Below are 13,240 nucleotides of genomic sequence, written 5' to 3'. Positions count from 1 at the left end.
AAAGGGAAAACTCGATTGACGATGTAGGTTGATGAAAATATGATGAAACTAATCAAAGCAATCAAGCGAGAACTATATTAACTAAAATTACATGAGTTGTTCTATCGGAGTGAGTTTTACTGCGAAGAAGTACTAGTAGTTCATGCTGCATAAAATTTTTAGGAGGTGGGGAAATGCCGCAGGCGTCATCGAGGTTATCCATTGAAGCAGAGGAGGAGCTCAGCCGCCATCCCTGCTACAGTGAGGAAGCTCATCGTTTTTTTGCTAGGATGCACATCCCGGTTGCTCCCGCCTGTAACATCCAATGTAATTACTGCAACCGGAAATTCGATTGTGTGAATGAAAGCAGGCCTGGTGTAGTTAGTGAAGTGCTAACTCCAGAGCAAGCTGAACGCAAAGTGAAAGGTGTAGCCGCACAGCTGATGCAACTGTCGGTAGTTGGGATTGCAGGTCCGGGTGATCCGCTGGCGAATCCAGAACGAACCTTTGACACGTTCGAACGAGTCAAGCGGCAGGTCCCTGATGTTACCCTTTGCCTGAGTACTAATGGATTGACCCTTTACAGGCATGTAGACGCCATACTAGCGCTAGGTATCCGTCATGTCACGATCACCATCAATGCCATTGATCCCAATGTGGGCCGTGAAATTTATCCATGGGTTGTTGACGAAGGGATCCGGTACGAAGGACAAGAAGCAGCGGAGCTGCTGATCAGCCGCCAGCTTCAAGGTTTGGAGCTACTGGCGCAGCAAGGTGTTCTTGTTAAAGTTAATTCCGTTATGATTCCAGGGGTCAATGATCATCATCTCCCTGAAGTATCGCGAACAGTTAAAGCGCTCGGGGCAACTCTGCATAATGTGACGCCTTTAATTATCGCACCGGGAAGTCAGTATGAACGGGATGGGCGCAAGGCGCCGCGTCCTAAAGAACTGCACAACCTGCAGGAAGTGCTTGGGCGCGAAGGGATGAAGGTCATGCGCCATTGTCGGCAATGTCGTGCTGATGCCATTGGGCTGCTAGGTCAGGATCGTAATCAGGATTTTATATTAGAAAAGATGGATGAAAATCCAGTTATTAATGAGCGAGCTAGAGCGCTCTTTCAACGTGAACTCGATGCCAAAATCCGTCAGCGTGTCAAAGCCAAAGAGCTAAGGCAGAACTCTTTCCAGCAAGGGCAGCACACCACCAAAGTCGCTGTTGCTACACGTGGTGGGGATAAGGTCAATCAACATTTTGGCCACGCGACAGAGTTCATGGTTTATGAAACGGATGGAATAAACGTGAAACTGCTAGGTATCAGAAAGATTCAGGCCTATTGCCACGGTAAAGCGGATTGTAATGGGGATAAGAATGCCACGTTACAAGAAATTATTTCTATATTACAGGACTGTCAAATATTGCTCTGTTCTGGTATTGGCGATGTCCCTCGCGCCAGCTTAAATAAAGCCGGAGTATTGCCTCTGGTGCGTAAAGGTGAAATACAGGATGCGATTCTAGAAAGTGTGAAATTCAGCTCTTATTTTGAAAATATATCGATTTCGAAGGGATGATGAATGATGAGACAAATAGCTTTTTACGGTAAGGGCGGTATCGGTAAATCCACAACTTCGCAGAACACTTTGGCGCAGCTCGCCACTAAATTTGGTCAAAAAACAATGATCGTAGGCTGTGATCCTAAAGCGGACTCCACACGGCTGATTTTGAACACTAAAGCTCAGAATTCAGTGCTCCAATTGGCAGCAGAAAGAGGAACGGTTGAGGATTTGGAGCTCGAGGATGTAGTTCAGTTGGGATATGGCGACATTCTTAATGTGGAGTGTGGTGGACCTGAACCGGGTGTGGGTTGTGCCGGCCGCGGGATTATTACAGCTATTAATTTTTTGGAGCAGCAAGGGGCTTATGAAGGATTGGATTTTGTATCCTATGACGTACTTGGTGATGTGGTATGCGGTGGATTTGCAATGCCGATCCGTGAGAATAAAGCACAGGAAATTTATATCGTATGCTCCGGGGAAATGATGGCTATGTATGCGGCCAATAACATTGCGCGCGGAATTCTAAAGTATGCCAACAGCGGTGGCGTAAGATTGGGCGGTCTGATCTGCAACAGTCGTAATACGGACCGTGAGGATGAGCTCATTATGGAGCTGGCACGCCGTTTGAATACACAAATGATCCATTTTGTCCCGCGGAATAATGTGGTTCAGCATGCAGAGCTGAGAAGAATGACCGTGGCCCAATATAATCCTCATCATCAGCAAGCGAGAGAATATGAGATTTTGGCAGAAAAGATCCTGAATAACAATATGATGACAATCCCGACCCCGATTTCTATGGAAGAGCTGGAGGATTTACTCATGGAATTTGGTGTGATTGAGGATGAAGAGACGGCGCTGAAAAAGCTGCAGGCATCTGGCCAATAATTAGGTTCGTCCGGTGAACAGGAGTGGAGAGACGGCTGTTCACTGGATCACTCTAAGGGATGAGGAGGGTTCAGAATGGGGCTTAATATCGAAGATAACCAAAAGATGCTCGAAGAGATTCTTGAGGCTTACCCGGAAAAGGCACGGAAGGATCGTCAGAAGCATTTTGAAATCAATAATGAAGAGTTAATAAACTGTGGCAAATGCGCCATCAAATCGAATATGAAGTCCCGTCCGGGGGTTATGACCCAAAGAGGATGTGCTTATGCCGGTTCGAAGGGCGTGGTCTGGGGCCCGATCAAGGATATGGTGCATATCAGCCATGGTCCTGTAGGTTGTGGGCAATATAGCTGGGGAACAAGACGGAATTATGCCAACGGAACACTGGGCATTGATAATTTTACGGCTATGCAGGTGACGAGTGATTTTCAGGAGACAGATATTGTATTTGGCGGTGACAAGAAGCTTGAAGTCATTTGCCGTGAAATTAAAGAAATGTTCCCACTGGCTAAAGGAATTTCGATCCAATCAGAGTGTCCTGTGGGGCTAATCGGAGACGATATTGAAGCGGTGTCCAAAAAAATGTCTATCGAGCTAGGTATCCCGATCATTCCCGTTCGTTGTGAAGGGTTCCGTGGGGTTAGCCAATCCTTGGGTCATCATATTGCTAACGATGCGATCCGTGATTTTCTGATGGGGAAGAAGGAGCTTGCGGAATGTGGTCCTTACGATATTAATATTATCGGAGATTATAACATCGGTGGGGACGCTTGGGCTTCACGCATTTTACTGGAGGAAATGGGTCTGCGTGTTATTGCGCAGTGGTCTGGGGATGGAACCATCAATGAATTGGCGATTGCGCATAAGGCGAAGCTCAATCTGATTCACTGTCATCGCTCCATGAACTATATGGTAACGACGATGGAGAAAGCATATGGGATTCCTTGGCTGGAATACAACTTTTTCGGGCCGACCAAAACCGCTGAAAGCCTTCGAGCCATCGCCGCAAGGTTTGATGAATATATTCAGGAAAACTGCGAGAAAGTCATCGCTAAGTACACGCCACAAATGGAGGCGATAATCTCTAAATTTAAACCCCGGCTGGAAGGTAAAAAGGTCATGCTGCTGGTAGGCGGATTACGTGCCCGCCATACACTGGGGGCTTATGAGGATCTGGGGATGGAGGTAGTGGGCACAGGTTATGAGTTCGCTCACAAGGATGATTACGAGAAGACATTCCCTGAACTTCCGGAAGGCACTATTATCTACGATGATCCAACCGCTTACGAGCTGGAAGAGCTTGCGCAAAGACTTGATATTGATCTGATGGGCTCGGGTGTGAAGGAGAAATATGTGTATCACAAGATGGGTATTCCTTTCCGGCAAATGCACTCTTGGGATTATAGTGGTCCTTACCATGGCTATGATGGGTTTAAGATTTTTGCTAAGGACATGGACATGACCATTAACAGCCCAGTGTGGAGCTTGATTAATTCAGGGAAAACAGGATCACTCCCTAAAAAGGAGGCGGGCGTATGAAGGACAAACTGGAGATCCCAGATTACAATACATTATTTCAAACTGAACCCTATGTGAAGCAACGTGAAGGGAAAAAAGTATTCGAGGCACCCTGCAGTGAGCAAGAGACAGCAGAAGCATTAGCCTACTCGAAGTCGTCTGAATATAAGGATAAGAATTTTGCCCGCACCTCACTGGTAGTTAATCCTCATAAAGCATGCCAGCCCCTAGGAGCCTTGATGGCTGCGCTGGGATTCGAAAAAACTCTGCCGTTTATACATGGCTCTCAAGGCTGCACTGCGTATTTTCGTAGTCATTTAAGCCGTCATTTCAAGGAGCCGACCCCCGCAGTTTCTTCCTCTATGACAGAAGATGGTGCGGTGTTTGGAGGGATGAATAATCTTATTGATGGTCTTGAAAATAGTGTGGCGCTCTATAAGCCAGAGATGATAGCTGTATCCACTACATGTATGGCTGAGGTTATAGGGGATGATCTGCAGGCTTTTATATCCAATGCCCGCCAGAAGGATGCAATTTCGAACGAAATTCCAGTGCCCTACGCCAACACGCCAAGTTTTTCCGGATCACATATTACAGGTTACGATTCCATGTTAAAGTCCATCCTCAGTACCTTGTTCATCCGCTCTGGGATTGAAGCTACCCCTGGCAGTGGAGAGGGAACTGGAGAGAAGCTGAATGTCATTTTAGGGTTTGAGCCTTATACGGGGAATTTTGCGGAAATTCGAAAAATCCTTGCCGCGTTTGATACAGGCTACACCTTCCTTGGTGACCACAGCGGAAATTTTGATTCCCCGGCTACGGGAGAATATTCCTATTATTATGGGGGAACGAAGCTGGCGGATGTGCCGAAGGCAGCTAATGCGTTGGGAACTCTTTCACTTCAGAAATATTCTGTCAAAAAAACATTGGAATACATCAGCGGCACATGGAAACAACAGACCGTTGCGATGTCGACTCCGCTGGGCATTCATGCCACAGATCGGCTAATAGAGTCTATCAGTGAATTAACGGGATTGCCCATTCCGCCTGAGCTTGTGGAAGAACGTGGCCGGGTAGTGGATGCTTTGCTCGATAGCCACCCTTATCTGCATGGCAAACGAGTGGCTTTAGTTGGCGATCCGGATTTGCTGATCGGCCTGATTGAATTCTGTCTGGAAGTCGGTATAGAGCCTATTCATATTGTGTGCTCTAATGGGGAAAACGGATTTAAAGAAGAAGCGAAAGCTCTGCTTGCTGCCAGCCCCTACGGAGCAGAAACAACGGTTCATATCGGAAATGATTTGTGGCATATGCGCTCTCTGCTGATTGATGATCCTGTGGATCTGGCCATTGGAAGCTCTCATCTTAAATTTGCTGCCAAAGATGCCGACGTTCCTTTGATCCGTGTAGGCTTCCCTGTCTTTGACCGCCATCATCTGCATCGTTATCCGATTATCGGTTATCAAGGTGCCTTGAACTTGTTAACTACTATAGTAAATACAATTCTGCAGGGGTTGGATGAGGATTCATCTGGCTTCAACCACGATCTTGTTCGTTAGTAGGAGAACGTTAAGCCGAATCGTATACTTCCGATTCATTCCCTCGTCCTCATACGGAGCCGAGCGTTGGGGAGCGGCCGGAAGTGCAATATTTATCGTAGTGACACTGAATAATTGAGCATTTTAAGCGTAAGGAGTATTCAGTTACGGGAGGTGGTACGATGGAGTCCATCAGAAACGATGTATCCGACGCGCAAGCTTGCGGGAGCTTAACTCCGAAATCGAAACCATGTCCACGCCCCAAGCCGGGCGAAGCGGCTGGGGGCTGCTCCTTTGACGGAGCCCAAATCACGCTGCTGCCGATCATGGATGCTGCGCATCTTGTCCATGGGCCGGCTGCTTGTGCCGGGAATAGCTGGGAAAGTAGAGGGGCTTTGTCAAGCGGGCCTTCGCTTTCACAATACGGATTCACTACAGATCTCAACGATAACGATATTATTTTTGGCGGAGAAAAGAAACTGAAAGATAGCATTGACTATATTGCCGGGCGCTTTATGCCTCCGGCAATATTTGTATATGCGACCTGTGTGACAGCATTGATTGGCGAGGATTTGGATGCGGTATGCAAGGAAGCGGCAGGCAGATTGGGGCTTCCTGTGATCCCCGTGAACAGCCCCGGATTCGTAGGCAGTAAGAATCTTGGAAATCGGCTGGCTGGTGAAGCGCTGCTACAATATGTAATTGGCACAGGTGAACCAGAGATTGAGATTCCTTTAGGTGTGAATTTGATTGGGGAGTACAATATCGCGGGTGAAATGTGGGATATCGAGAAATTAATGAAGAGTGTTGGAATTACGCTAATGTCCAGAATTACAGGGGATGCAAGATATAAGGAAATTACATGGGCACATCATGCAAAAGTGAATATGGTTGTGTGCAGCCGTGCATTGTTAGGTCTGGCAAAAGAAATGGAGGCAATATACCACATTCCTTATTTCGAAGGCTCCTTCTATGGGGCCAAGGAGACAACTTATTCCTTACGTCAAATGGCTTATTTGCTGAATGACCGTGAGATGGAGCGGCGTGTGGATCGGTTGACGGAACTAGAGGAAAGCAGACTGATTCAGGAGCTGCGGCCCTACCGCAAGCTGCTTAAAGGAAAGAAAGCAGTTCTCTATACGGGTGGAGTAAAAAGCTGGTCGATTATTTCCGCACTGAAGGAGTTAGGCGTTCAGGTGGTAGGTGTAGGCACGAACAAAAGCACGGAAGATGATATACGGCGTATAGCGGATCGTGTTAGTGATGACACCGAATATATCCCGGAGGGCGGGGCAAGCCGAATTATCAAAACCGTCCGGGATCGTAAGGCAGATATTATGATTGCTGGCGGACGGAATATGTATGTGGCAATGAAAGAGCAAATTCCGTTTATCGATATTAATCAAGAAAGACACAAGGCCTATGCTGGTTACGAAGGTTTACTAAGGCTGGCTAAGGAGCTGACGTATTCTCTTGCTAATCCAATCTGGAAGCTGGCTGCCAGTGCCGCTCCCTGGGATAAGGAGGAACCTTCCTATGACCGTTAACAAAAGGAGTAAACCTACTTCAGTTAATCCAATCAAAATCGGTCAATCCCTTGGTTCCGTACTGGCATTTCAGGGTTGCTACAAGGCATTGCCTATTGTGCATGGCGCGCAAGGTTGTTCCGCATTTCCGAAGGCGCTGCTTACCCGGCATTTTCGCGAGCCTATAGCCGTACAGACCTCTGCTTTGCAGGAGATGGATGTAATCTTTGATGCGAATCGTAATTTAGAGGAAGCTCTAAATACCATACTCAGTAAACACCGACCAGACATTATAGGCATTATTGGGACTGAGCTGACGGATGTGGCTGGAGTGGATTATCAATCCATGCTCAAGACCTATAAAAGGGAGCGGAACATGCGGGGTGGGCTTGCTTTTTCCGTCACCTTACCTGACTTTCGTGGTTCATTGGAATCGGGGTTCAGTTCTACCGTGGAGGCGATGCTTGATGAGATGATTCAGCAGGTAGGCCATCGGGGTTCAAGGAGTGTGAATTCACGTCAGATTACCCTCTTGCCGGGATCGTTTCTGACGCCGGGTGATGTGATGGAGCTGAAAGAAATGATATCCTCCTTCGGTTTTGAGGTAATCGCTGTACCTGATATATCGACCTCTTTGTCTGGGCATCTGCTGACAGGATTTTCACCGCTAACAAGAGGTGGGGTGCCTCTAGATTCGATGCTGCAAAGCTTGCATTCGGGTCTAACCCTTGCCATCGGCGGAAGTATGGAGCGTCCAGCTAGAAGACTGCATAATGCGCTGGGAACTCCCTACAAAGTATTCGAGAGTGCTATGGGGCTTAAAGCAACGGATGATATTTTGCAATTTCTGCATCAAATTAGCGGGCAGCCGGTACAGCTTCGTTATTGCTGGCAACGAGAGAATTTATTGGATAGCATGCTGGATGCTCATTTTCAATTTGCGGGAATGTCTGCACTTGTTGCGCTGGAGCCAGATCATTTGTATACCGTATCTTCTTGGCTCGAAGAGCTGGGGGTGGAGCAAAAGGCCCTGGTCACTTCCTATGAAACTCCTTTGGTGGTTGAGATGGAACGAGAGGTATGGGTCGGTGATCTGGATGATGTTGAGTTTTTGGGTAAAGGTGCAGATTTATGGATCGGTAACTCACATGGGATAAATGGAGCGGCGCGGTTAGATGCAGTATTTATGGCGGCTGGATTTCCCGTTTGGAATGAGCTTGGTGCTTATATGGCCACTTCTGTAGGGTATCGGGGAGCGATGGAGTGGACGAATAAAGCGGCGAATCTGTTAATGCGAAGGGAGGAGGAACATCGTGAAAGTAGCATTCGCTACAGAGGATGGAATTAGAGTGAATGCCCATTTTGGGCAGAGTCCGATGTTCGCAATTTATAAAGTTACCAAAAGTGGCGGGGAGCTTATAGGTCTTCGTAAACTGCCAACGATTCTCAATCAGGATGAAGCAGGCAAAATAGAGAGTCGTCTGGAGGTGGTAGAGGATTGCACGCTAATATTCATCATGCAGATTGGAGCCTCAGCAGCGGCAAGAGTCACACGTCGTAAAATTATGCCGGTAAAGGTTCCACCAGGCAGTCCTATTGATGAGCAAGTGAAGCGGATTGTTGAAATGCTACAGGGCAAACCACCAATGTGGCTAGCCAAGGTATTACATGCTGAAAATGAAGCGGAAGGGGCGAGTGTAGATGGATCCCATAGCTAATGAGAGTGCTGCATTAATGGGCCGGGTTGCTCCGGAAGCATCAGCATTAAAACACCGTAGTCGAACCACGGAGAAAGAGCTGGATAAAGATATAGCAGAGATGTTCATACGGCAGTTGTGTCAATTGCTTGATACAGAAGACTTTTTTGGAAGACAGGCTTCTCTTTCACCACAGAAGAAGATCGAACGATTGTTTCTCGCTTCCGCTGAAGATAAGAACAAATCTGATTTTAACTGCGCGGTTTCTCCAAAAGTCCGTTTGCAGGTTCCTCTCTTGTTTCAGGCGGTGGCGGGCGTGATCGAGGAGAAGAGTGGGGTTCTGGTTCAGAGTTCATCTGAAATAAACGGGGAAGGATTTGGGCGTGCTCTTTTATATAGTGATCGGATTATTCTTGTGTTAAAAAGCTTGAGAGCAGGTTTTCCGTTTCCTTTTACCTCTGAGGAGAAAGTAATTCGCTACGGCGTTGCTTGTGTAGAAGAAGGGTTAGCCTTTATGGATAAATTTAATGAAATGACAGCTCTTTATGGAACGGATGGTCTGGAGGGTTAGATTCCAATGATGCAGCTCAGCCACAGGGAGGGAGCAACATGGAGCAGCTTGTAGGCGGCACCGAACTGGAACGATACGCTCGCCAATTGAAGCTGCTTGGAGAAGGCGGGCAGAAAGCGCTAAAAGAAGCTACAGTGATGATTGCTGGAATTGGAGGGCTTGGAGGCACTGCCGCACTTTATTTAGCTGCTGCCGGAATCGGCAAGCTGATCTTGGCGCATGAAGGAAACATTGTGCCTCCAGATTTAAATCGACAGATTTTGATGGACAGTGATCAGTTGGGTATGGAAAGGATGAGCACAGCCATTCAGCAGCTAAAACGTCTGAATCCAAATGTTGAAATGGAAGGATTTAATTCGAAGATAGAATATAATATAGCAAAACCTTGGGTAGAACAAGCCGATATAGTGATTGATGCACGGTATGATTTTCCGGAAAGATATACGTTGAACCGCCTATGTGTAGAAACCGGCACGCCAATGGTAGAGGCGGCGATGTATGGATTTGAGATTTCACTAACAACGGTTATACCTGGTGAAACCCCTTGCTTAGAGTGTCTTTATCCGGATGTGAATCCAGAATGGGAACCGTTTGGCTTTCCAGTATTGGGAGCAACCTCCGGAATTGCGGGTTGTCTGGCTGCGTTGGAAGCCGTAAAATGGGTTACAAGGGTAGGGACGACTTATGCGGGCGTAATGCATCGCTTCAATTCACTCGACTTCGCCTGTTACAGCGTCCATATTACCCGTAATCCGAATTGCACTTGCTGCGGAGAGGAAGGTAAACCGTGAAAAGTCTCAGGCTATGTGACACGACACTTAGGGATGGTGAACAGGCGGCTGGAGTTTCATTCACGAGGGAAGAAAAGCTGGAAATCGCAAGGTTGCTGTCGGAATGCGGAGTGGAGCAAGCAGAGGTAGGAATTCCTGCCATGGGCAAGCAAGAGCAAGAAGATATTGCGGCTATCGCTGATTTAGGTCTACCTATGAAGATGATGACTTGGAATCGGGCTTTGGAAAGTGATATCGACAAAGCTTGGGCGACGGGTGTGAACTGGAGTCATGTATCGATCCCTGTCTCGGAAATTCAATTACAAGGTAAGCTAGGTTTAACACCTGCCAAAGGTCTGACAAGATTACTGCATGCGACGGAATATGGTCAACGGCTAGGAATGACTGTGTCGGTGGGGATGGAGGACTCTTCAAGGGCAAGTATGGAGTACCTGGTTGAACTGGTAAATACATTATATAAAGAAGGCATTCGTTGGTTCCGTTATGCAGATACGGTATCTGCTCATCATCCGGGTCAAATGGCAGAGCGGGTAAGCACATTACTTAGTGCTGTTCCTGTAGATGTAGAGCTTGAGGTACACTGCCACAATGATTTTGGTCTTGCGGCTGCAAACACACTTAGCGGTATTGCCGCGGGTGCGGTCTGGGCAAGCACTACGGTAGCAGGGATTGGTGAACGTACCGGGAATGCAGCAATGGAAGAAGTAGTGATGGCTTGGCGTTATCTTTATGGCGGAGAGAGCAGCGTACGTCCGGAGTGTTTGAAAGGGCTGGCGGATAGGGTGATCACAGCCTCGGGCCGAAGTGTCGGCGATGCCAAACCAATCGTCGGATCACTCGCCTTCACACATGAATCTGGGATACATGTTGACGGTTTGTTGAAAGAAACAGCCACCTACCAGACCTTTGATCCCACAGAGGTGGGGAGAGCACATCATTTTGTGTTAGGTAAACATTCCGGAAGTGGTGGAATCATGCATGTTCTGAACGCACATGGTTTAGAGGTTAGTGCTGGAACCGCGGGACGTTTGCTTGAACGGGTGAGAGACTATGCCGAAGTTAATAAAGTGAATGTGCCAGAGCTCCTCTTGGTTGAATGGCTGAGGGAGGATTGGCAACGACCGTAAGAGATATTAGTAAGAATGAATAAAGGCTGACAAGACGGGTACGAAACCTGTCTTGTCAGCCTTTTAATGTTGTTAGGATTAAGTTTATTGTGTTAGCCCTTAACCGCTCCAGCGGTAATTCCCTTGGTCATCTGTTCTGTGAAGAGCAGGTAGATCAGGATGGTGGGGATAGCGATGATCGTCATAACCGCGAACTGTGCACCATAGTTGGATGAATACTCACCAGTGAATTTCATAATGGAGAAGGGAATCGTCTTAAGATCTTCCGAGGTGAGGAAGGTATTCGCCATAATGAATTCATTCCAAGTGCTGATGAAGTTGAGCACACAGATGGTTGCCAGCGCCGGTTTGGTGATGGGCAGGATGATACGGAAGATTAACCCGTAAATGCCACTGCCATCAATAACGGCGGACTCTTCAATGGCCCGTGGGATGGTCTCCAGGAACCCGGTCATAATCAGGACACTCATGGGGATGACAATGGCTGAGTAAGGCAAAATCAATGTGTACATATTGTTCAGCATCCCAAGCTTGTTAAACAGAATGAAGTTTGGCAGCAATGTGGCGTGAATGGGAATGATCATGCCTAACATGATTAGAGAGAGGACAATGCCACTTAGCTTCCATTTCATCCGGGTAAACGCATATCCCATCATCAGGGACACCAGCGCAGAGAGCATAACAGTTATCACTGTAATGATAAGACTGTTGGCAAAATAACGTGGCACACGCCCGTAGGTAAAAGCGTTTCGATAGTTCTCCCACTGGGGTGGAGAGGGCCATTTCAGAAATGAGCTTCCGAAGAACTCACCGCTCTTGAGCAGGGAATAATCGATCAACCAAATAAGCGGAAATAACTGAATCAACGCGATGATACACAGGAACACCATCATTAGAATTTTGCCCGTTGTAGGCTTTCTGCGTTCTTGTTTGTGAAGGTTTAGCTTAGGGGGTGAAGCGGCAGGCGATAAGGAATTATTCATAGGATATCCTCCGGTTACAGGGTTTCTTTAAAATTCTCCGATATCTTTCTTTAAAATCTTGTTGAGGATAACGGTTAGGATCAGGCAGAACACAATAAACAGAATCGAAATGGCATTACCATAGCCGTATAGCGATGATGAGAAGGCGGTTTTGTAAAGATAGTTCCCTAGGAACTGTGTGCTATTTGCAGGGCCACCGTTGGTCATTAAGAATACGGTTTCCATTTGCTTAAGACAGGTGGTGACGGCAATGATGATGGCAACCCGCATCATCGGCGAAAGCAGCGGAATGATGATACGCGTGTAGAGGGTAAAGTTGTTGGCGCCATCGATTCTTGCGGCTTCGCTTAAATCTTCCGGAATGCCTTGCAGACCTGAATAATACAGCAGCAGTGCATACCCAAAGCCTTGCCACATAACAACAATGATGATGCACCAGATGGCTGTCTTCGGATCACCGAGCCAATCATGCGTAAGTGCGTCCAATCCAACTCCGCTTAGCAGCTTGTTGAGCAGTCCGTAGTTCGGATGGAAAATTCCGGTCCACAGCTTGGCTGTAACGACGACGGAAATTACAGCGGGGATAAAAAAGATCGTCCGGAATATTTTTTCGTATTTGCCGGAATTGGTTAGGAATATCCCCATGAGAATGGCAAAGGGATGTTGTAAAAATACAGTGGCGGCGGTCAGGAGCAGGGCATTGACCAGCGATCTCCAGAACACTTTGTCATGAAATAGAATTTCGCGGTAGTTATCAAAGCCGATGAAATTGTATTTGCCGATTCCGCCCCAATCCGTAGAACCGTAATAAGCGCTCATGAAGATAGGGATGCAGATCATAAAAGCAAATAGGAACAGTCCAGGTGCGATGAGTAAGAATATCGCTTTTTTGTCGCTTAACACTCTGTGCATGGAAATCTCCGTCCTTTTAAAGAGTAATCTATCTATTACCATCGTAACGGGAAGCCAGGCACCGGAACATGCCGTAAATTTCAGATCGGTGTATACATTTTTTCGAAAACAAAACCCCGGCCTCTGGGGGAAGCCGGGGTTTGCGCACTGCCAT

At 47.3% G+C, this 13,240-nt stretch carries 12 protein-coding genes; 10 read left to right on the top strand and 2 right to left on the bottom strand.

Features of this window, described 5'->3' with window-relative positions:
* Positions 1 to 173 precede the first annotated feature (173 nt).
* The 10 genes from nifB to MHB56_RS08910 all read left to right on the top strand — a co-directional run bounded on the left by nifB (position 174) and on the right by MHB56_RS08910 (position 11,191).
* Positions 174 to 1,550 carry a nitrogenase cofactor biosynthesis protein NifB gene (nifB, locus tag MHB56_RS08955; protein WP_341143492.1) on the top strand — a complete coding sequence of 459 codons (1,377 nt, stop codon included), beginning with the start codon at positions 174 to 176 and terminating at the stop codon, positions 1,548 to 1,550.
* A 3-nt stretch (positions 1,551 to 1,553) separates the two neighbouring features.
* Positions 1,554 to 2,423 carry a nitrogenase iron protein gene (gene nifH, locus MHB56_RS08950; protein ID WP_256717248.1) on the top strand — a complete coding sequence of 290 codons (870 nt, stop codon included), beginning with the start codon at positions 1,554 to 1,556 and terminating at the stop codon, positions 2,421 to 2,423.
* A gap of 75 nt (positions 2,424 to 2,498) precedes the next feature.
* Positions 2,499 to 3,962, top strand: a complete 1,464-nt coding sequence (nifD, locus tag MHB56_RS08945; RefSeq protein WP_076129186.1) for a nitrogenase molybdenum-iron protein alpha chain — start codon at positions 2,499 to 2,501, stop codon at positions 3,960 to 3,962.
* The gene (gene nifK, locus MHB56_RS08940; protein WP_076281907.1) at positions 3,959 to 5,500 is read left to right on the top strand and encodes a nitrogenase molybdenum-iron protein subunit beta; all 1,542 of its coding nucleotides are present in this window, start codon (positions 3,959 to 3,961) and stop codon (positions 5,498 to 5,500) included. Before nifD ends, nifK begins: the two co-directional genes overlap by 4 nt.
* A gap of 161 nt (positions 5,501 to 5,661) precedes the next feature.
* Complete coding sequence (gene nifE / locus MHB56_RS08935; protein WP_341143491.1) at positions 5,662 to 7,026, top strand: nitrogenase iron-molybdenum cofactor biosynthesis protein NifE; 1,365 nt, start codon at positions 5,662 to 5,664, stop codon at positions 7,024 to 7,026.
* Positions 7,016 to 8,353, top strand: coding sequence for a nitrogenase iron-molybdenum cofactor biosynthesis protein NifN (gene nifN / locus MHB56_RS08930; protein WP_341143490.1), 1,338 nt, complete (start codon positions 7,016 to 7,018; stop codon positions 8,351 to 8,353). The genes nifE and nifN overlap by 11 nt, the downstream gene beginning before the upstream one ends.
* A complete protein-coding gene (locus MHB56_RS08925; RefSeq protein ID WP_076186358.1) occupies positions 8,319 to 8,723 on the top strand; it encodes a NifB/NifX family molybdenum-iron cluster-binding protein in 405 nt (134 codons plus the stop codon). The genes nifN and MHB56_RS08925 overlap by 35 nt, the downstream gene beginning before the upstream one ends.
* Complete coding sequence (locus MHB56_RS08920) at positions 8,707 to 9,273, top strand: DUF269 domain-containing protein (protein ID WP_341143489.1); 567 nt, start codon at positions 8,707 to 8,709, stop codon at positions 9,271 to 9,273. Before MHB56_RS08925 ends, MHB56_RS08920 begins: the two co-directional genes overlap by 17 nt.
* A 38-nt stretch (positions 9,274 to 9,311) precedes the next feature.
* Positions 9,312 to 10,064, top strand: a complete 753-nt coding sequence (locus MHB56_RS08915; protein ID WP_076129191.1) for a HesA/MoeB/ThiF family protein — start codon at positions 9,312 to 9,314, stop codon at positions 10,062 to 10,064.
* Positions 10,061 to 11,191 (top strand): homocitrate synthase/isopropylmalate synthase family protein, encoded by a 1,131-nt coding sequence (locus MHB56_RS08910; protein WP_076186351.1) that lies wholly within the window; start codon positions 10,061 to 10,063, stop codon positions 11,189 to 11,191. Before MHB56_RS08915 ends, MHB56_RS08910 begins: the two co-directional genes overlap by 4 nt.
* 92 nt (positions 11,192 to 11,283) lie before the next feature.
* Here MHB56_RS08910 and MHB56_RS08905 read toward each other — a convergent pair whose 3' ends face one another.
* Together MHB56_RS08905 and MHB56_RS08900 are read right to left on the bottom strand one after the other, a co-directional pair.
* Complete coding sequence (locus MHB56_RS08905) at positions 11,284 to 12,174, bottom strand: carbohydrate ABC transporter permease (RefSeq protein WP_036679567.1); 891 nt, start codon at positions 12,172 to 12,174, stop codon at positions 11,284 to 11,286.
* Positions 12,175 to 12,201: 27 nt separating this feature from the next.
* Positions 12,202 to 13,086 carry a carbohydrate ABC transporter permease gene (locus tag MHB56_RS08900; RefSeq protein ID WP_036679565.1) on the bottom strand — a complete coding sequence of 295 codons (885 nt, stop codon included), beginning with the start codon at positions 13,084 to 13,086 and terminating at the stop codon, positions 12,202 to 12,204.
* Between the last annotated feature and the right edge of the window lie 154 nt (positions 13,087 to 13,240).

The organism is Paenibacillus sp. FSL H8-0315, from assembly GCF_038005365.1.
GTDB classification, from domain to species: Bacteria; Bacillota; Bacilli; order Paenibacillales; family Paenibacillaceae; genus Paenibacillus_AQ; species Paenibacillus_AQ odorifer.
Note: the sequence above shows the minus strand (reverse complement) of the source record. Positions and strands in the feature narration are given on the sequence as shown.